Annotated in this window: 21 protein-coding genes and 2 tRNA genes; 17 read left to right on the top strand and 6 right to left on the bottom strand. The window is 33.6% G+C overall.

Translation table 11 applies throughout. From position 1 onward, the window contains the following. The first annotated feature begins 94 nt into the window (after positions 1-94). The 4 genes from FC70_RS03340 to FC70_RS03325 all read left to right on the top strand — a co-directional run bounded on the left by FC70_RS03340 (position 95) and on the right by FC70_RS03325 (position 2,485). A complete protein-coding gene (locus FC70_RS03340; protein WP_057889595.1) occupies positions 95-1,402 on the top strand; it encodes a Y-family DNA polymerase in 1,308 nt (435 codons plus the stop codon). Further along, positions 1,395-1,715: a hypothetical protein gene (locus FC70_RS03335; RefSeq protein WP_057889594.1), complete on the top strand. Its 321-nt coding sequence runs from the start codon at positions 1,395-1,397 to the stop codon at positions 1,713-1,715. The genes FC70_RS03340 and FC70_RS03335 overlap by 8 nt, the downstream gene beginning before the upstream one ends. Before the next feature lie 19 nt (positions 1,716-1,734). Further along, positions 1,735-2,079: a hypothetical protein gene (locus tag FC70_RS03330; RefSeq protein ID WP_420835986.1), complete on the top strand. Its 345-nt coding sequence runs from the start codon at positions 1,735-1,737 to the stop codon at positions 2,077-2,079. 181 nt (positions 2,080-2,260) lie between these two features. Beyond that, positions 2,261-2,485, top strand: coding sequence for an IS30 family transposase (locus tag FC70_RS03325; RefSeq protein ID WP_057889592.1), 225 nt, complete (start codon positions 2,261-2,263; stop codon positions 2,483-2,485). A gap of 466 nt (positions 2,486-2,951) precedes the next feature. Here the strand turns inward: FC70_RS03325 and FC70_RS03320 are convergent. Beyond that, positions 2,952-3,035: transfer RNA gene (locus tag FC70_RS03320), tRNA-Leu, on the bottom strand. A gap of 50 nt (positions 3,036-3,085) precedes the next feature. Next, positions 3,086-3,367: a heavy metal-binding domain-containing protein gene (locus FC70_RS03315; protein ID WP_057889591.1), complete on the bottom strand. Its 282-nt coding sequence runs from the start codon at positions 3,365-3,367 to the stop codon at positions 3,086-3,088. A 153-nt stretch (positions 3,368-3,520) separates the two neighbouring features. On the opposite strand from FC70_RS03315, the gene folB reads away from it, so the two are divergent. From folB to folP, 6 genes are read left to right on the top strand one after another with little or no spacing between them, the layout of a single operon-like run. Further along, positions 3,521-3,889 carry a dihydroneopterin aldolase gene (gene folB, locus FC70_RS03310; RefSeq protein ID WP_083478624.1) on the top strand — a complete coding sequence of 123 codons (369 nt, stop codon included), beginning with the start codon at positions 3,521-3,523 and terminating at the stop codon, positions 3,887-3,889. Beyond that, positions 3,882-4,370 carry a 2-amino-4-hydroxy-6-hydroxymethyldihydropteridine diphosphokinase gene (gene folK / locus FC70_RS09225; RefSeq protein ID WP_057889589.1) on the top strand — a complete coding sequence of 163 codons (489 nt, stop codon included), beginning with the start codon at positions 3,882-3,884 and terminating at the stop codon, positions 4,368-4,370. The genes folB and folK overlap by 8 nt, the downstream gene beginning before the upstream one ends. Further along, the gene (gene folE / locus FC70_RS09220) at positions 4,371-4,934 is read left to right on the top strand and encodes a GTP cyclohydrolase I FolE (RefSeq protein WP_057889588.1); all 564 of its coding nucleotides are present in this window, start codon (positions 4,371-4,373) and stop codon (positions 4,932-4,934) included. Position 4,935: 1 nt separating this feature from the next. Next, a complete protein-coding gene (locus tag FC70_RS03295) occupies positions 4,936-6,222 on the top strand; it encodes a bifunctional folylpolyglutamate synthase/dihydrofolate synthase (protein ID WP_057889587.1) in 1,287 nt (428 codons plus the stop codon). Then, positions 6,222-6,815, top strand: coding sequence for a non-canonical purine NTP pyrophosphatase (locus FC70_RS03290; RefSeq protein WP_057889586.1), 594 nt, complete (start codon positions 6,222-6,224; stop codon positions 6,813-6,815). The genes FC70_RS03295 and FC70_RS03290 overlap by 1 nt, the downstream gene beginning before the upstream one ends. Further along, a complete protein-coding gene (gene folP / locus FC70_RS03285; protein ID WP_057889585.1) occupies positions 6,815-7,936 on the top strand; it encodes a dihydropteroate synthase in 1,122 nt (373 codons plus the stop codon). The genes FC70_RS03290 and folP overlap by 1 nt, the downstream gene beginning before the upstream one ends. A 35-nt stretch (positions 7,937-7,971) precedes the next feature. Here the strand turns inward: folP and FC70_RS03280 are convergent, their stop codons facing one another. Further along, positions 7,972-8,307, bottom strand: coding sequence for a DUF1516 family protein (locus FC70_RS03280; protein ID WP_057889584.1), 336 nt, complete (start codon positions 8,305-8,307; stop codon positions 7,972-7,974). Between the two features lie 165 nt (positions 8,308-8,472). Between FC70_RS03280 and FC70_RS03275 the strand changes: the two genes are divergently transcribed. The 3 genes from FC70_RS03275 (at position 8,473) to FC70_RS03265 (ending at position 10,261) form a co-directional block, all read left to right on the top strand. Beyond that, on the top strand, positions 8,473-9,831 hold the full coding sequence (locus tag FC70_RS03275) for an MATE family efflux transporter (RefSeq protein WP_057889583.1): 1,359 nt from the start codon (positions 8,473-8,475) through the stop codon (positions 9,829-9,831). 64 nt (positions 9,832-9,895) lie between these two features. Beyond that, positions 9,896-10,135, top strand: coding sequence for a hypothetical protein (locus tag FC70_RS03270; protein WP_057889582.1), 240 nt, complete (start codon positions 9,896-9,898; stop codon positions 10,133-10,135). A 55-nt stretch (positions 10,136-10,190) separates the two neighbouring features. Beyond that, positions 10,191-10,261: transfer RNA gene (locus FC70_RS03265), tRNA-Gly, on the top strand. A gap of 83 nt (positions 10,262-10,344) precedes the next feature. Here FC70_RS03265 and FC70_RS03260 read toward each other — a convergent pair. Continuing rightward, positions 10,345-10,671, bottom strand: a complete 327-nt coding sequence (locus FC70_RS03260; protein WP_057889581.1) for a DUF898 family protein — start codon at positions 10,669-10,671, stop codon at positions 10,345-10,347. A gap of 33 nt (positions 10,672-10,704) precedes the next feature. After that, positions 10,705-11,346 carry a sunset domain-containing protein gene (locus FC70_RS03255; protein ID WP_057889580.1) on the bottom strand — a complete coding sequence of 214 codons (642 nt, stop codon included), beginning with the start codon at positions 11,344-11,346 and terminating at the stop codon, positions 10,705-10,707. Positions 11,347-11,803: 457 nt separating this feature from the next. On the opposite strand from FC70_RS03255, the gene FC70_RS03250 reads away from it, so the two are divergent. Beyond that, a complete protein-coding gene (locus tag FC70_RS03250) occupies positions 11,804-12,970 on the top strand; it encodes an exonuclease SbcCD subunit D (RefSeq protein WP_057889579.1) in 1,167 nt (388 codons plus the stop codon). Next, a complete protein-coding gene (locus tag FC70_RS03245) occupies positions 12,971-16,138 on the top strand; it encodes an AAA family ATPase (RefSeq protein WP_057889578.1) in 3,168 nt (1,055 codons plus the stop codon). Positions 16,139-16,171: 33 nt separating this feature from the next. Here the strand turns inward: FC70_RS03245 and FC70_RS03240 are convergent, their stop codons facing one another. Then, positions 16,172-16,996 (bottom strand): LysR family transcriptional regulator, encoded by an 825-nt coding sequence (locus FC70_RS03240; RefSeq protein ID WP_057889577.1) that lies wholly within the window; start codon positions 16,994-16,996, stop codon positions 16,172-16,174. 104 nt (positions 16,997-17,100) lie between these two features. Between FC70_RS03240 and FC70_RS03235 the strand changes: the two genes are divergently transcribed. Both FC70_RS03235 and FC70_RS03230 read left to right on the top strand, forming a co-directional pair. After that, on the top strand, positions 17,101-18,123 hold the full coding sequence (locus tag FC70_RS03235; protein ID WP_057889576.1) for a YeiH family protein: 1,023 nt from the start codon (positions 17,101-17,103) through the stop codon (positions 18,121-18,123). A 134-nt stretch (positions 18,124-18,257) separates the two neighbouring features. Then, entirely contained in the window at positions 18,258-18,710 is a 453-nt protein-coding gene (locus tag FC70_RS03230; RefSeq protein WP_057889575.1) for a flavodoxin, read from the top strand.

Below are 18,710 nucleotides of genomic sequence, written 5' to 3'. Positions count from 1 at the left end.
AAACTACTCACATTAGTTTGTGGGTATTTTTTTGCACATTTAGCAAACGTGCGTTCGTATTTGTGATAAAATATAAATTGAATTAAAGGCGGTGATGAAATTGTTTACAGATAAAGAACCACATGGGGTATTTTTCTTAATTGATAATAAGTCATTTTACGCAAGTTGCGAGGCAGTTGAACGTGGCTTCAATCCGTTAAAAGTGCCGATGGTTGTGATTAGTGAAGCTAGGAATACCAATGGTGGTTTAATCTTAGCAACTTCACCAGCGGCCAAAGCAATGTACAATATCAAAGCTAATGTTTCAAGAAAGCGTGATTTACCAATTGACCCGCGATTATTGATTGTACCGCCAAGAATGAATTTATATATCAAGAAGAATTTACAAGTCAATGGAATCTTTGCTAAATTTGCCGCTGAAGAAGATATTTTACCGTATTCAATTGATGAGAGTTTAGTTGATATGACCCATTCTTGGCATCTGTTTGGTGATTCACCGAAAGACGTTGCTAGATTAATGCAGAAAACAGTGAGAACAGAATTAGGGTTGTATACAACCGTTGGAATTGGTGATAATCCAGTGCAAGCTAAAATTGCGTTAGATATATACGCTAAGCATGATGCAGATTTGATTGGTGAAATAAATTATGAATCGGTACCAGACAAAATTTGGAAGATTAAGCATTTAACGGATGTCTGGGGTATTGGTTCAAGAACGGAAAAACGGTTAAATAGTTTAAGGATTTTTAATATGAATGAATTGGCACATGCAAATCCGTATATGTTAAAGCAAGAAATTGGGATTATTGGATCCCAGTTATTTGCGACTGCGTGGGGTGTCGATCGATCTAACATGAAATATAAACATGTAACAAAATCAGCCAGTATTGGTAATTCACAAGTTTTACCACGTGATTATAATCAAAAGATTGAAATTGAAACGGTAATCAAAGAAATTGGCGAGCAGGTAGCCGCTCGATTAAGAAGTCGTAATAAATTGACAACCCACTTATCGTTAAGCATTGGATTTTCATTTGCAGAAGCAACTGGAAACGAAAAGAATGGCTTTAGTCATACAATCGTGATTGAACCGACTAATGAAGATAGTGTAATTACTAGTCAATTATTATTTTTGTTTGAAAAGAATTGGGTTAATCAATCAGTTAGAAATATTGCGGTCTACGGAAGTGGTTTAGTTGAAAATCAGGGGCAGCAACTTAATATCTTTGATACACCAACGCGACAAATTCAGAATGCAAAATTAAATGGTGTGGTTGACGATATTCATAAAAAATTTGGGTTTACTAAATTAGTATATGCAACCAGTTTAAAAGAAGGCGGAACGGCGATTGACCGGGCTAAATTAGTTGGTGGTCATTCAGGTGGTAATAGCTATGAATAAAGATTTAGATGTAATTGTAAGCCGAATTTCGTTATTGTTTAAACGAATTAGCTATACGCAGTATTGGATAGAAGTGGTGAACGATAAATATGATAAAAGCTATAATGTCTTTTTTTGCCAGCAAAAAAAAGGTAGTCATTTACGTTCGACACCAGTGCATAAAATTGATGAATATAAGCTTGAATACCTGGAAGAAGTTATTACTGGATTTAGGAAGCAATCAAATTTAACGATCAAATATGTAGGATTTACTGGGGAAGTTTGGCCAAATAGTCAAAAGAAAATTCAGTGGGAGAAAAATCATCTTGAGTAATCATGATTATGAATTTGATATGGATGTAGTTAATCAATTTTTTGAACATGATTATTATGATCGGGGGATGGTTAAGTGGCAGGGGTTTTATTTATCTGATCATACAGCCGCTATTAAAAAAAGAAATGATGAATTAAATAAAGATTATGAAGTTGGTCTGCAACAAACTTTGAAAGAAATTTCAGAAATCCTAGCTGAATCATATAATGAAAAACGAGAAGTAGTTATTCAATTAAAAGAGGTAAATAAAGATAATGTCAATGTGCCTGACATAAAGGCAATTGTATCTGGATACAATGAAAATGATATTGTGATTAATGATAATCAATTAATCTCGATTGATAGAATTAGGCGTGTGGAATAAAATAAAAAAAATTTGTAAAAAGTATCGATTTGAATGCCTATGAAGTGCTTCATAATCATTAGACAAATAGTCTAATGATAGTGAGGTGCTTTTTTATGGATTGAATTTGCACTTTAAGTACCTGGTAAAAGGTACTAAAGTGTCGTTATAATGGTTGATATGAAATCAAGGTACACATTAGTTGGTAAAGTTGCAAAAAAGTTCTGAACCAGTTGCAAACGTTATTACAACCTTATTAAAACCATTACCTCAAAATAGAATAAAGACAATTACACCTGATAGGAGTAAAGAATTATCTAAACATGGTCAAATAACTGAACAATTCAAAGCAAAGTTTTATTTTCCAAATCTACATGCTCCTTGGCAGAGAGAAGCATGTGAAAATACTAATGGCTTAATTAGATAATATTTACCAAAAACAAAAGATATTGATCCAATAGATGATGAATACATTAATCACTTTACTAATAAATTGATTAATAGGCCTAGAAAATATTTAGGTTGGAAAACACCATATGAAGTTTTTTATGAAAATAAGTTGGACAATTCAAGGTACAAAAAAAGATTGAAAGGTGTAGAAGTTACCATCAAAATAAGCATCTACGGTCCTATCAATCGAAATAAAATTCATCTTGTAAAAGATGACCAAAGAAGAGACCAAATGGCCTTGACTTTGGTGCAAATTATACCAGATAGTACAAATAAATGAAAATACTTTTTTTATTATGTGTGCCAAACTTGTGCCATGAGTTTAATTTATTTGATACTTTGTAATATTATTTAAAAGTTTTAAAATTCAATTGAAGCCAAGTATATCAATGTAAAGACTGCTATATTAACTTTAATCTTATTAATAAGATATTACTATTTTATGCCGCAAACAGGAATCGAACCTGCACATGGAAAACCATACATCGACCTGAACGATGCGCGTCTGCCAGTTCCGCCATTGCGGCTGAATAACATTAACAGTTTACACCATTAATATTATATTTAAAAGGAAAGTTTAAGCTTCAACCAATTTAACCATCGTTCCATAACCGGTAACCACTAAAAATTTAGGTGCGATTTGCATTCTTACCGTTTGAGTATTGAATCGAACGTTAATAATGCCATCTGCACCATTAGCAGCAGCACGTTCTGCCATTTTTTCTTGAACTTCAACAAATAATTGATCCATTGATTCAAAAGCATCAATTGTTTCTGAAGATAGCATTAAATGTGCAGTTGCATTGACGATTCCAAGCATTTCATGAGGTTGTCCGATACCACCAGTTGTTTGAAACATATTAAGTTCCTCCAATGTATTGTTTTTAATTATTTTAGCACAAATAAAAATTATTCAAAATAAAGCCAGTCTTTTAGTTCAAAATTTGTTGTGAACTAATCAAACGTGATATGATAATCTCATGTATTCAATAACTATTAGGACGTGATTAAAATCGGTAAGATAAGAATAAATAATATGAGTTTTCATACCTACAATGGGGTTTTTCCAGAAGAAAAACGCATGGGTCAGCGATTAGAAATTGATGTTGAATTAACTTATCCAATTGAGGAACAAGTTAAGAATGATGATTTAACAGAAACAGTCAGTTATGCGGATGTTTATGACACAATCGAACGGTTTGTATTGAACCATAATTATAACTTGATTGAAAGCTTAGCCAATAATGTACTACAAACGTTATTAGCTGACTACCCAATGATTACCGAGATTACCTTAAAAGTTAGAAAATATAGTGTCCCAATTGCGGGGATTTTCGATAATATTGAAATTGAAGTATCCGGAAGTAATTCCAATGATTAGCGCGTATTTAAGTATTGGATCCAACATTGGTGATCGAATAGCTAATTTACAGGGTGCAATTGACGGATTAAGATTGTATAAAATTGAAGTTGTAGCTATTTCTAGTGTCTATGAAACGGAACCAGTTGGTGGCGTTGTTCAAGATGATTTTTTGAATCTTGCGGTAAGCATTAAAACCACATTATCAGCGTATGATTTACTTGATAAAATCCACGAGATTGAGCAAAAATTGCATCGAAAGCGATTAATTCATTGGGGACCTAGAAGCATTGATTTGGACATCTTGTATTATGCAAATGATGTATTTAACGATGAACGATTAATAGTTCCACATCCTGAAATTAAAAATCGACAATTTGTATTAATTCCATTATTGGAAATTGCCGATGATGAATTAAAAATAAAAGTAAAACAAATGTTAGAAAAAACGAGTGATCAAAATAAAGTCATAAAAACAAATGAGTTTGGTGGGATTAAATAAATGGATGAGAAGAGAATTGAAAATGCAGTTAGTGAAATAATAAGTGCAATCGGGGAAGATCCAACACGTGAAGGATTAGTTGAAACGCCAGCCCGTGTAGCTAAAATGTATACAGAAATTTTTTCATCACTATCTGATGAACCTAGTGATTTTGACAATTTTAAAGTATTTCATGAAGACGAAAGTCCAGAAATGGTTTTGGTCCAACAAATTCCATTTTATTCAATGTGCGAACATCACTTCCTACCATTCTTTGGGGTAGCTAATGTAGCGTATATTCCTAATAACGGTGAAGTAATTGGAATTAGTAAGATTCCACGCTTAGTTGATTATGTTGCTAAGAAGCCAGGCATGCAGGAACGAATTACTAATGATATTTTGTCAGAAATGGAACGTATTTTACATCCCAAAGGAGTAGCCGTTTCATTGTCAGCACGACACATGTGTATGGAAATGCGTGGGATTAACAAGTCAGAATTATCAACATACACGTCAAAATTTTCTGGTGAGTTTGCGAATAACTTAGATTTAAAGACTGAATTTTTGAGACAAACGGGGCACTAGAATGCTAACATATCAGGAATTAATTCAACAAATGAATCAGTCAATGTTAGCGGCCGAACCAGATCGGGTGGGTCTACTTTGTGATGTGCTTGACCAATTAGACCATCCTGAAAAGCAATATCAGATTATGCATATTGTGGGGACCAACGGTAAGGGTTCAACAGGGACATTAATTGGTAATCTATTAATTAATACCGGAGAAAAAGTCGGTCATTTTGCTAGTCCAGCCATTCATAATGATCGTGAACAGATTCAATTACAAAATAAAATGATTTCTGAAACGGATTTTGTTAGTACCTATGAAAAAATAATTGGTAAATTGACGGCTGATTTTAAAATGAATCAGCTGTCAATTTTTGAATGGTTTGTAATAATTATGTTGCAATATTTTGCTGATCAAGGAGTTTCATGGGCGATTATTGAAGCTGGGCTTGGTGGAAAATATGATGCAACCAATGCAATTAGTGCACCCATAATTACAATTGTCACACATGTAGACCTGGATCATACCATGATATTGGGTAATACAATTAAAAAGATTGCATATAACAAATCTGATGTTATTAAGCCAAATACGACCGTATTTTTAGCTCCAAGACAGAGTCAAGATACCAAAAATGTTGTTGAGCAAAGAATCGTTGAACGTCATGCGCAATCATTAATTGATACAGAGTATGTAGATATTAAAATCGATAGCGAAACTACAAATGGGTTTGATCTAGAAATCAGTAGTCATGAATTGAGGCAAACTAAAGTTCACTTAGGTATGTTGGGAGAATTTCAGTTAGATAATCTCAAAACGGTAATCTCATTATATGATTGGCTAATACAAGATGGCTATGTATCAAATAATAATTTAATAGGTGATATATTAAAATTAACTCTATCTCAAACAAAAATAGCTGGTCGAATGCAGATTATTCAACAACAACCAACCGTGATTTTAGATGCCGCTCATAATCCGGATAGCACCAAACGATTAATTGAAAGTTTGAAACGAATTTATCCAAATCAAAAACTAAAATTCGTGTTAGGATTTTTGCAAGATAAAAATTATTTAGAAATGGCTCATTTATATGAAGCAGTTGCGGATGAAATCGTAGTGGTTACGCCTGATAATCTTCAGCGAGCTATTCCGGCTGTTGAACTACATGAGGTAATTACAAACAGTAAAGTGGTTGATAATGCGCAGATAGGACTTAGTCAATTACTAACACGAAGTAATCTAGACGACGTAATTATTGTGACTGGTTCCTTTTATACAATTAAAGAAGTGGAGATTGAATAATGGAATTAAAACAACCATTCGTGATTGCTTCTAATAATCATTTTAAAACGGTAGAACTAATTCAATGTTTTAACTTCTGTGGGTATCAAGCAATTTCATATTTAGATTTAATAGCTAAAGTTGAATTTCCAAATGAAGGAACAGATGATTATGGAAGCAATGCATTAGTTAAAGCGCGTTTTATTGCTAAATTATTGCCTAATGAATTAGTTGTGGCGGATGATTCTGGAATGATATTAGAAGCATATCCAGATCAATTCGGAGTTACTACGGCACGTGAACTAAGCGAATATCGTGATTTAGATCAATTAAATCGGCATATTATTAAACTTGTCGATGGTAAATCACGAGGCGTTAAAATGCTGAGTTATTTGGCAATGGTAGGATTAGCTGAAGAATATATCGGTGTCGGTCAATTTAATGGTGAAATAGCATTTAATGAAGCAGGGAATAATGGTAGTAGTTTTGATTTAATTTTAAAAGATTTAAATAGTGGAAAAACACTAGCTGAATTACCAGATAGTCAAAAATTACGATTACTACATCGTACGAAAGCAATTCAAAATTTAATTGAAAAGATTGGGGTAGCTTAATGAAACTAAGTGAAAAGCAAGTAGTAACTGAAAATGAATTTGTGAATACTGTTTTTAGTGATTTAACAAATCGACAACAACAAATTATTCTTGAGTTTACAGAGCTGTCTTCAGAGAACGTTGAATCATTAATAGTTATTTTGAAACAATTTGATGCAATATATAATTTCGATGGCTTTTCACTTACATGTATAATACAATTAAGTGCCATTTCAACATTTAAAGAGCGAATTAATGATTTAGATATTCAAGAACAATTACAAAAAATTGTTCAAAATCATGCGGTTATTTGGCAAGCTGGTCGTTTCAATTTGAACGTTTCTGAAACACCATTAATTTATGGGATATTAAACGTAACGCCAGATTCATTTTATGATGGGGGCGCTTATTTTGATCAAGAAGCTGCATTTAAGCAAGTGGAAAAAATGGTCGCTGATGGGGCTAATGTGATTGAAGTTGGTGGACAAACAACTAGACCAGGTGGGTTTGTCGAAGTTGAACCAGAAGAAGAAATTAAGCGAATTGCACCTTCGATTAAGCTGATTCAAAAATCATTTCCTCAAATCGTAATTGCCGTCGATACTTACAAATATGAGGTTATGAAGGCGGTAGTCGAGTTAGGAGTTGATATCATTAATGATGTGAATGCCTTTACTGACGATAACCGTAAACTTGAATTAATGAAGAACAGTAACGTTGGATTATTAACAATGCATAGTAGTCGTGATGTTGAATATCATGATTTAACCGAAGAAATGACGAAGTTTTTTGAACAAAACTTAAGTGATTTAACGAATGCGGGAATTGCAATTGCACGAATTGCGTTGGATCAAGGTATCGGATATGCCAAAGTTGCTGATGGTTATCAAGATTATGCAATGATGCGTAATTTAGATCAGCTAAACTACTTGAATCGACCAATTATGGTAGCCATTTCAAGAAAAGGGTTTGGAGCTAAGCTATTTAATTTAGCTAAGGAAGATCGGTTATCAGTTACTTTGATTGCTGAAAGCTTTATGTATTTGCATGGTGGACGAATCTTACGGGTCCACGATGTTAAGGAAACTGTCCAATTAGTTAAAATGTTAGATACGATTAATACTGCCTTTTGGCATCGATAAAAAATAAAGATGTAAGCAAATTGCTTACATCTTTTTTAAACGAAAATATTAATTAATAATGTAGTGATGAAAGCACCACTTAAAATCACAAATGTTTGCCAGTTAATGGCTTGTGATTGCTTTTTGGCGAAAAATAATTCAATAAGAATAATCAATAAAATCACTAAGAGTAGTTTAATGGAAACTGGTAAGGGCGCCAAGTTTGTTAAATGGTAACTAATTAAGACACGACCAACTAGTAATGAGAGATAAATAATCCGACTAATAACGAGCCAGTTTTTAGTTTTTTTAAGGTTCTTAGCTTTTAAGCCAATGATCGCTGCAATAAATAGGAGCGTTAACAGCAGACAATTTAGAATAATAAGAATCATAACAGCACCTCGTTTAAATTAATCCCAGTCTAGCACTACTTAACTCGTTAGATAAACTAAAATCTATATAATTATTGAAAAAATAATATAATCTTTTCTTGAAGATAAATTAGCTTACGAGTAGAATGTGTGAAGTTGTATTCGTAGTATATTATGAGGAGAAAAATGAAAGACTTAACTAAAGGAAACCCATTAAAATTAATATTACTTTTTACTTTTCCACTATTTATTGGGAATCTCTTTCAACAATTATATAACTTTTCAGATATTTTAATTGTTGGACAAACATTGGGTGTTGATGCATTAGCTGCTGTTGGGGCAACAGGGAGTCTAAATTATTTAATTATTGGCTTATCAACTGGACTTACAACCGGACTTTCGATTGTAACGGCGACTCGATTTGGAGCACGAGATTATCGGGCTGTTAGACGGAGCTTTGCGGCAGGATTAGTCGTTAGTTTAATATTTACAATAATTATGACCGTATTAACGTTGACATTTATTGATCCAATTTTACACGTGATGGAAACACCACCTGAAATTTACACACAAGCCAAGCAATTTATCTCAGTCATTTTTATTGGGATTTTTGCAACGATGGCGTTTAACTTTTTAAGTAATGAAATTCGGGCACTAGGTGATTCAAAAACGCCATTATGGTTTTTGATGATTGGAACGGTGGTCAATGTCATTCTTGAGTTACTATTTATTTTAGTTTTCCATTGGGGTGTTAAAGGCGCTGCTTGGGCAACGGTAATTTCACAAGTTATTTCTGGGGTTTTATGTGTAATTTATATTTATCGTAGTTTTCCAATGTTGCAGCTACACAAAGTTGATTTTGTTGGTTGCATTGCTGAAATGAAGACACAACTTAAATTTGGCTTGCCAATGGCCTTTCAGTCGTCAATAATTTCAATGGGATCAATGATTATGGCAGCCGCATTAAATAGCTTAGGAACGACCTCAGTTGCAGCCACAACTGCTGCTTCGAAGGTTGACCAGTTAGCTACGTTACCAATGATGTCATTTGGGATTACAATGGCAACGTTTGCCGCTCAAAATTTTGGAGCGAAAGAATACGATCGTATTATAAAAGGGGTTAAGCAGTCATTAATTGCTTCGATTTCATTTAGTGTTGTGGTTGGATTTTTAATTATTATCGGTGGTAAATACGTTGTAATGCTGTTTGTTGGTAGTGGAGAAACTGAGGTATTGAAGTTGAGCCAAATTTACTTCAATATTGTCGGCATATCGTATTGGTTACTAGCAATTCTATTTATCATTCGGTATACCCTACAAGGTTTGGGTAAAAGTGTCGTACCAACAATTGCGGGAATAGCGGAATTAGTAATGCGGGCCTTTGCTGGTTTAGTGCTAACTGGGGCAATGGGATATGCAGGAGCTTGTTTTGCCAATCCGTTAGCTTGGTTTGGTTCAATGGTGGTATTAACTAGTTCATATTTGCGAGCAATTAAATCCCTTCATAACTTGCAAAGTATGAAGGATCAACAAGAACGTGAATAAATGGGTTGCTTAAGTCCGTTATATTTGTTACTATAACTTGATTAAATTCATGGGGGTAATTGTAATGGCTGAAGCAGAGAATACCGAGGCAATTGAGGTTGAAGAGAAGTTTAAATTAGGCATGCGAGTTAAATGTGTTAAATTTGGCACAATTGAAAATGATTTTGTTGGAGAAGTTGAGAAGGTTTATGAAAACTCAATTTTAGTCGCAATTAAAGAAAATGATCCTGCCGATGATATGGCTGTGAGTGAATTAAACAAACGTGCAATTGTACGTAAGAGTGAAACGGAAATTATTGAATAATTCCGTTTAATAACAGGCTTGGGTATGCTATACTATTATTTGTTATTGAGTAAATGCGAATGTAGTTTAGTGGTAAAATTCAAGCTTCCCAAGCTTGTGTCGCGAGTTCGATTCTCGTCATTCGCTTTAATTTAGGTTAAATTAAATAGCGTGCTAAAATGTTGTTAAATCAGCATATTAGTACGCTATTTTTTGTTAAATATTATTTTTTAGTTTTGATTCAAGAAGGTGGTATTTTGAGCTTTCCAGTTTTCTAATTTAATGAATACCCAAAAGCCGTAAATGCCAATTGTAATAATTGTTAAAAGTAACCATTTGATCCAATTACCAAATAGTCCCACCGCTGATCCATGGAATGCCATTCGACGACCTTCGATTACAGTATGATTTATTTTCCATCCGTAAAGCATTGTTAGTGCCCAAGGATAGCAAATTCCTAAAGTAAATATAGTAATAGCCGTACCAATAATTGACCATCCGATATATTGCAATAATCCTCCATCAAAAAATGAAGTTCTTCCGTATCTAGTTTCCATAAAATAATTCCCCCAAAGTTATATTTAAATTTTTTAACGTAATGATCTTCTGTATCCTGCAGCTTGTGCATCAGCCTCACTATTAAAATAAATGGCATTTGATGCATTCATTGAATAACCTGCTTGACCAGGAACATGATAAATGTGGCTTTGGACATTTCCAATTATTTGTTGAGATGCACCAGCTTCAACTTTATCCGTATTATTTGATTGTTGAGTATTTGAAACAGCTTGTTTGGCATTTATTGATGCAGCTTCAGCTTGACTTATTGACGCAGCTTTTGTGCTTGCAGAGGCTGCTTCATATGATGATTCAAAGCTAGCAGATTCTTTTTTACTAGAAGCTTTACTAATAGATTCCTTTGTAGAGGATTCTTTTTTACTAGAAGCTAATTTAGCAGCGGCTTTTTTTGATTCTTTTTTAGCAAGTTGACTGCTAGATGCTGCTTTTTTACTACTTATTGAACTCGAAGATGATTCAACTGTACTAGTAGTTTTTGGTTGTATTGCAATAGTAAATATTAATGAGATAAATGATACTCCAAGAATTATTAGAGTTATTTTCTTAGTTGAAAAATTAGTTTTATGAGTTACTTTACTTGTAATTAAAGCAACTAAATAAACAATAAATGTTATAAATGAAATAAAAAATATTAAAGATAGAAATGTGTACATAAAGTTATCCTCCAAAGATATTATCAAAGTTTTTAGTCGTTAGATTTTGGACATAAAAAATATATAGGTGGTCTATTTATAAATTATCATAAAAACATTAATCGGCTTCAATGCTATGCGACTATCATTTTTATACTTATTTATTTTTGATTTGTGTAATTTAAAATATAAATTAAATTTAGTTTATGTATATTCTTCAAATTTAATTATACATTATATGTATAATTTTGGTAGAAACATATTGATATCCTTATGAAGTTAGGTTAAAAATGAAAAAGTAAGTATATATATTGTTCAGTGTAATAAATAATCTTAAAGTTTTTGTTAATTCATCCAATACGTGGTGAATTAATATGTAACTCTTTTCTTGTTTATGTCTTCCTACAATATTGGTAAACTTAACCTAACATATATAATTTGAACGTATATTAAGCATTAAATATGGAGGAACGATTCGATGAAATTACTGCATACCGCAGATTGGCATATTGGGAAAGAACTAGGTGAATATTCACTACTAGAAGAACAGTGGCATGCCTTTCATCAAATTGTAAAGATTGCTGTTGATGAAAAAGTCGACGGTATTATTATTGCTGGTGACTTATATGACCGGGCAATTGCACCAACTTCCGCAGTGAATGCATTGGAATCAATGTTACGAGAACTAAATTTAGATAAAAACTTTCCAATTTATGCAGTTTCTGGTAATCATGACGGTGCTACAAGATTAGGTGCCGGACATGAATGGCGAGAGCAGACTAAATTATTTTTAAATACCAGTTTAGCTGGTGCTTTCACACCAATCGAAACTGATGAAGCACAAATTTTTTTATTACCATTTTTAGATCCGTTGGAAGCCAGAACGTATTATCAAATTCCAGAAGAACAAGCTGCTAATTATTCAACTATTGAACAAGTTATGGCTAAAATAGTTCCTGATTTAGTTGCTCAATTTATAGATAATAAGCAGCATCTTTTAGTGACTCATTTTAACGTTACAGGATCAGGCAATGATGACTATCAATTTACATCTGAGACCAATTCACGCGTTGGTGGATTAAAAGGGGTTCCAGCAGCTTTATTTAATGATTTTGACTATGTTGCCTTGGGACATATTCATTTAAAGCAAGCTAGTCCTAATCCCAAAATGCAGTATGCGGGTTCACCAGTTAAATTTAATACCAAAGAAGCGCAGTCTGAAAAAGGGTGTTTCATTGTTAATATCAACGAAGATGGTGTGACAACGGATTGGAAACCAATCGTCACGGGGAAAGATTTAATTGTTCTGAAAGGAAGCTATGACGAATTAATTCAACCTGAATTTTATGAGCAATATGAACGAAATGGTAAGAACTGGTTCAGTATCACAATCGATGGGATTGGTGCTCGTGAAGCCAGAGCAACATTGAGTAATATTTATGGGGATGTCGTTGAAATTAATTACAACTTACCCAAATTAACCGATAACACCAAGACTAAGTTTGCGATTCAAGCCAAAGGACAAGCCGAAGAAGATGTCGTCGGCGAATTTTATCGTGAAGTGACTGATGATGAGCTATCAACCAAACAAGTTAAAATTGTTGAGCAAACCTTAACTGAATTAAGAAAAGCGGAGGAAAACTAGATGCGACCATTAAAAATTGCGTTAAATAACTTTGGTCCATTTGAAACCGCTGAGATTGATTTTGACCATTTTAAAGAAGCTAATTTATTTTTAATTTCTGGCGATACGGGTGCTGGTAAAACAACAATTTTTGATGCCATGACTTATGCACTGTTTGGTGATAAAGAAATTGACCGAAATGCAAAAGAGATGCGGAGCGAATTCGCTGATGGACACAGCCTGACTGAAGTTAAATTCTGGTTTGAACATAATGGTAAGTACTATAAAGTTAGTCGTACGCCTGAACAAGACATCTTGAAGAAGAATCCTAAAGATGAAAATGATACAACAAAAAAAGGTTCAACGGCTCAATTTGCAGAAGTTGACCATGACTTACAACTAGAAATATCAGCTTTAGGAGCTAAATTAAATGAAGTGAATGATGCCATTATTGAGATGCTTCATTTGAATGCAAAGCAATTTCGACAAATTATTATCTTACCGCAAAATCAGTTTCGTAAATTCTTAGGATCAGCCAGTGATGACAAGGAAGATATTTTACGAACTTTATTTGGCACGGAAATTTATCAATCTTTTAGTGACCGATTAGCCGCACAACAAAAATTACAAGGTAGTTCAATTGAAAGTGACCAAGTTGAATTAAAAACGATTTTTAAAGGGATTGATTGGGATGATGAAACCTACGACAATGAAGCACCAGTCAGTGATCAATTTAAGTTATTACAGACTAAGATTGAGCATGATACTAAAATTAATCAGGACGTACATCAAAAATTAGTTGTCGTTGAACGTGAACGTAATACGTCACTTGAGAATCAACGACAAGCTGAACAATTAACTAATAAGTTTAAACAATTACAACAAGAAAAATTAAAGTTAACTGAACTAATGGGTCAAGCTTCAAAAATAAAGCAGTTAAGAAAAGATTTACAGCGTGTTCAATGGTTAAATCAACAAGTAAAACCTGTTGATGAAGTTCAACGATTAGATAAAGAAAAAGCAGAGCTTGAGATAAGTCAGACGAAGCAAGTCGATGAAAACACTAAATTAACTGAACTTGAAGTACAAGTAGCTAAGCAAAAAGTTACAATCAAATCGTCCGAAGATAAATATCAACAAGCCACTACCCAAGAACAATTAATCACAGCGGAGTTATTACCAGCTGTTAAACAATTAGTTGAATATCAGAGTACGAAATCAACGGCAGCCAAGCTACTTGATGAATTAACCAAAAGTGGACACAGAAAACAGTTATCCTTAGAACAAGCTCAAAAACAACAAGAAGAGTTGCAAGGTAAGTTAGCATCAATTCCAGAAACGAATGCTGCTCGGTTACAACTTAGTCAAAGCCAAGAAGTTGCTAAGGAAGTTAAGTTAGTTGCAGATAACCTCGAAGCTAGTTTGACACATCAAACTAAACTAGAAAAACAACAAAGTGAACAGACTGCTAAGCATGATGAATTAACAGCCCAGCTTAAACAAAGTAGTTCAGCGTTTGAACAAGGTAAAGCTAAACGTCAGGAATTAATGATTTCACTACTACAAAGCGAATTGGTTGAAGGTGAACCATGTGTTGTTTGTAATGCTATTTATGATGGCAATAATCAAGCACATCAACACGTTGATCAAGCTGATATTCGGGACCAAATTAATGCAGTTGAAGAGCTTGAACAACAAAAGAATGTTGATACTAAAAATTTAGCGGTTTTAGTCAATCAGTTAGATCAAACGAATAACGAACTAAAACAAATAAAGACCAAAGTTAATTCGTTAAATGAGCAGTTAACTAAGTCATATCTTGAGTTTAAAAAAGTTTGGAAATCTCAATATAATACTGAATTACCAAATGAATATGACCAATCAAAAATTACGATGGTGTTTGATGAACAAAGTCAGCTAATTGATACTAATGACCAGCAACGTGGATTAATTAGTATTGAAATTAAAATACTAAATGATCAAAATGAAAAAATATTACAGGATATTGCTGAAAATAAAACGCAAATTACGGTTCAAGAAAATTCAATCAGTACCAGTCAATCTTCAATTGATACAATTACTCAACAATATTCAAAATTAGGTAGTGTTAACGAGTTAAATAGTGAGTTGGCAGAATTACAGGCATTTACGACTGATTTTGAACGTCAAGCTACTAAGTTACAACAAGATGAAAGTGACTTTAAAGTTCGCCAAGCTAGTTGGAAAACCAATGAAACAACAATCCAAAAGCAATTAACTAGTTACGAACAACAACGACTTGCAAGTGACATAGCGATTAAAGCTATTCTTCAACAAGGTGAACTAGCTAGTTTTGAAGAACTTCAAACAGAAGTAATGGCAATTAGTGATAATCAGTTAACTAATTTAATGACTGAAATTACAGAGTACGACACCAAAGTTACTGAGAATCAGCAGCAATTAGTGTCCTTGGGGGATGAACTAAAAGACGTAGTACAGCCCGATTTGGATGAAATTAAGCTTGATGTCCAAGCCAAGGATGAAACGTTTAAACAGGTTAATGAGCAGTTTACGACTCTGAAAGTGAAACTAGAATCACTTGAAAGTTTAGCCAGTCGTGCCCAGAAGTTAGCCAATCAGATTGAGCAAGCACAAGCAGATGGTAAAGCAATCAATGATCTGGTTAGTGCGGTTAAAGGTAATAATCAGGTTAAATTAGGACTGGAACGTTTTGTATTGCGTAATTTTCTGAATGAAGTCTTACAGTTTGCTAATGAACACTATATTGGTCAATTATCAGCCGGCCGTTATCAATTTAAATTAAGTGATGAATCATCAGGACGTTCTAATCAAAATGGCTTGAATATTGATGTGTTCGATGGTGAAACGAGTACATTCCGTTCATCAAGTACATTGTCGGGTGGGGAATCATTTATTGCGGCCTTATCAATTGCGCTATCATTAGCGGAAATTGTTCAAGAACACGCTGGTGGGGTCAGAATTGAAGCGTTATTTATTGATGAAGGATTCGGAACCTTAGATACTCAAACGTTAAATCAAGCAATGGAAGCATTAAGTTCATTGGAATCAACAGGTCGCTTAGTTGGGATTATTTCTCACGTGGAATCAATGAAACGTGAAATTTCACAGCAAATTTTGATTAATAAACAAGGTGATGGTCGTAGCGTAGTGAAATATCGAGAATTATAACGAAAAATCTTAGTCAAAAAATGACTAAGATTTTTATTTTTCCTGATATGTTTTAGTCCATTGCTGGATAAAATGCCGGCAATTATTAATTTCTGGATAAACATTATGTGACCGCTCAATCATATAAAATTTTCGAAGATAATCGGAGCCAAGATCTTGATAAGGAACATCAATCACAGCACGTTTGGAAAGAATTGAACAGCCAAAACCGGAGTTGATTAGTTTCGCAATGATGGCATTATTTTGGATTTCCATCATTGGTTCATGAATATTATTTTCTTCTAAGTAACGATTCATATAGTAGTAAACTCCCGAAGTTCCTTCACGAACTAACCAAGGGCCAATATCCGGATTACCAGCTAAAACTAATTGATCATCTAATAGTGGATAACGTTCAATATTTTTATTTGATAATGGTTTTTCAATAATGCCAATATCTATCGTATGTTGTTCGAGCGCGTTAACGACTTCAAATGAATTTAGCATTTGGATTTTAAAGTTATATTTAGGGAACTTTTGATTTAAGGCAATTAGCAAGCCAGGCAATAAATAAAGCGCAAAGGTGTGAGAAGCACCAATCTTAATCGTAAACATTTTATGTTCTGCATTTTGGATTTCTTGATATAAATGTTTCCAGCCATCTAATAAATCAATCGACTTTTCATATAAAATATCAGCCTGTGGCGTTGAAATGATTTCTTTACGTCCTTGGCGAATAAATAATTCAGTTTTTAAGTCACGTTCAAGTTGTTTAATTTGTGCAGACACAGTAGGTTGCGAAATAAATAGTAATTCAGCAGCTTTGGAAAAATTGCGGGTTTCATAAACGATTCTAAAAGTTTCAATTAATTTATTCATAGTCTATTCTTTCATTAATATTTTCTATCGTAACTATTATATCAATTTATTAAAACTATTGAAAATGTATCGTATAATAGTTTTTGTGAGAGAGGATGGGAAGCATGAATAAATTATTTAGTTATGATACTTGGAACAAAATTAGAGAAGTTTTACCGGGATTAATTTTGTCGGTATTGGTAGCCATCGTAGCCAAGATTATGGGAACATATTTACCTGAATTAGGTGGGGCCACGATTGCAATCTTATTAGGAATAGTTTTAGGTAATGTATATTTCAAACAAGGATTTTTGGCGAAAGGAACTAAATTTTCCGAAAGTCGTTTATTGGAATACTCAGTAGTTTTGCTTGGTTTTACAGTAACCTTCCAAACTTTAGGTAAAGTGGGCATTAATGGAATTTTCTATATTATTTTAATGATGTGTACGGTTATTTTTACCGCCTACTTTGTCGGGAAAAAGCTTGGATTCAGTGAACAAATGGCGCTCATGATGGCTGGTGGTAATGCCGTTTGTGGTTCGTCTGCGATTGGCGCAATTGCACCGGTCATTCATGCTAAAGAAGATGAAAAAGGCCAAATTATTACGTTAGTTAACTTACAAGGAACGGTGATGATGTTAACTTTGCCATTCCTTGGAATTGCATTATTTGGTAGTGACTTGTTAAGTAAAAGTGCCTTACTTGGTGGTACCTTACAATCAGTGGGACAAGTAGTTGCTGGGGCCAGCTTAATCAATGCCGAAACTGTTCAATACGCAATGCTCTTTAAGATTACACGAATTATTTTCTTAGTGTTTGTGGTTTATTTTTTTGGTCGTCGAATTCAAAAACAATCACCAAAAACGGTTGCTAATGATAAGCAAAAGAAGTTCTTTGTGCCATGGTACGTGTTAGCCTTTTTAGTATTTTGTATTTTGAATAGCTTTGTTGATTTACCATCGTTTTTAGATACAGCGGCGCATGGCATTAGTACTTGGTTTGAAACCACTGCCTTAGCTGCAATTGGGTTACGACTTGATTTCAGAAGATTTATTAAAGAGGGACCTAAATTTTTAATTTATGGTTTATCAGTGGGAGTTGTACAAACTGTAGCCGCCTTAATTTTTATTACGTTATTACACATTTAATTCAAAGTCTTAGGCAGATAATGCTTAAGACTTTTTATATGCTTTTAAGGCATACTTTCGATAATGATAAGTATTTGTATTTAAATAATGACAGTCTTAATATTAAGATATTGAAATGAAGAAGGGTGATTATTATGAAAACTTTAGTCGTTTATTATTCAAGAACAGGTACTACGGACAAAGTAGCGAAGCAGATTGCTAGTCAAATTGATGCAGATATCTTTGAATTAGCAACCAAAGTAAAATTCCCAACTGATATGTCTGCCACATCTGATTTATCAAAGAAGCAATATCAAACCAATGAATTTCCTGAATTAGTTGTAATTCCCAAGATTGCAGAATATGACCGAGTGTTAATTGGTTCACCAATTTGGAATGGTCAGTTAGCAACCCCAATCGTGAGTTACTTGAATCAGCAAGTGTTTACTACTCAATCGGTAGCGGGATTCTGTACCTCAATGGGATCTGTTGGTGAGGCAGAATCACAGTTTAACCAAATAGCGCAAGCCGATAAAATTAAAGCAGGATTATTTTTAGATAGTGGTGTTGTTAGTGACGTTCAAATTAGTCAATGGTTAGCAAGATAG

It is taken from the genome of Paucilactobacillus oligofermentans DSM 15707 = LMG 22743, assembly GCF_001434315.1.
In the GTDB taxonomy this organism is placed as follows: domain Bacteria; phylum Bacillota; class Bacilli; order Lactobacillales; family Lactobacillaceae; genus Paucilactobacillus; species Paucilactobacillus oligofermentans.
This window is presented reverse-complemented; position numbering and strand designations above follow the sequence as displayed.

Bases quoted from the DNA above. Each gene is read 5' to 3' on its own strand.
- FC70_RS03340 (WP_057889595.1), top strand. From the start codon at position 95: ATGAAATTGTTTACAGATAAAGAACCACATGGGGTATTTTTCTTAATT.
- FC70_RS03335 (WP_057889594.1), top strand. From the start codon at position 1,395: ATGAATAAAGATTTAGATGTAATTGTAAGCCGAATTTCGTTATTGTTT.
- FC70_RS03330 (WP_420835986.1), top strand. From the start codon at position 1,735: ATGGATGTAGTTAATCAATTTTTTGAACATGATTATTATGATCGGGGG.
- FC70_RS03315 (WP_057889591.1), bottom strand. From the start codon at position 3,367: ATGTTTCAAACAACTGGTGGTATCGGACAACCTCATGAAATGCTTGGA.
- folK (WP_057889589.1), top strand. From the start codon at position 3,882: ATGATTAGCGCGTATTTAAGTATTGGATCCAACATTGGTGATCGAATA.
- folE (WP_057889588.1), top strand. From the start codon at position 4,371: ATGGATGAGAAGAGAATTGAAAATGCAGTTAGTGAAATAATAAGTGCA.
- FC70_RS03295 (WP_057889587.1), top strand. From the start codon at position 4,936: ATGCTAACATATCAGGAATTAATTCAACAAATGAATCAGTCAATGTTA.
- FC70_RS03290 (WP_057889586.1), top strand. From the start codon at position 6,222: ATGGAATTAAAACAACCATTCGTGATTGCTTCTAATAATCATTTTAAA.
- folP (WP_057889585.1), top strand. From the start codon at position 6,815: ATGAAACTAAGTGAAAAGCAAGTAGTAACTGAAAATGAATTTGTGAAT.
- FC70_RS03280 (WP_057889584.1), bottom strand. From the start codon at position 8,307: ATGATTCTTATTATTCTAAATTGTCTGCTGTTAACGCTCCTATTTATT.
- FC70_RS03275 (WP_057889583.1), top strand. From the start codon at position 8,473: ATGAAAGACTTAACTAAAGGAAACCCATTAAAATTAATATTACTTTTT.
- FC70_RS03270 (WP_057889582.1), top strand. From the start codon at position 9,896: ATGGCTGAAGCAGAGAATACCGAGGCAATTGAGGTTGAAGAGAAGTTT.
- FC70_RS03260 (WP_057889581.1), bottom strand. From the start codon at position 10,671: ATGGAAACTAGATACGGAAGAACTTCATTTTTTGATGGAGGATTATTG.
- FC70_RS03255 (WP_057889580.1), bottom strand. From the start codon at position 11,346: ATGTACACATTTCTATCTTTAATATTTTTTATTTCATTTATAACATTT.
- FC70_RS03250 (WP_057889579.1), top strand. From the start codon at position 11,804: ATGAAATTACTGCATACCGCAGATTGGCATATTGGGAAAGAACTAGGT.
- FC70_RS03245 (WP_057889578.1), top strand. From the start codon at position 12,971: ATGCGACCATTAAAAATTGCGTTAAATAACTTTGGTCCATTTGAAACC.
- FC70_RS03240 (WP_057889577.1), bottom strand. From the start codon at position 16,996: ATGAATAAATTAATTGAAACTTTTAGAATCGTTTATGAAACCCGCAAT.
- FC70_RS03235 (WP_057889576.1), top strand. From the start codon at position 17,101: ATGAATAAATTATTTAGTTATGATACTTGGAACAAAATTAGAGAAGTT.
- FC70_RS03230 (WP_057889575.1), top strand. From the start codon at position 18,258: ATGAAAACTTTAGTCGTTTATTATTCAAGAACAGGTACTACGGACAAA.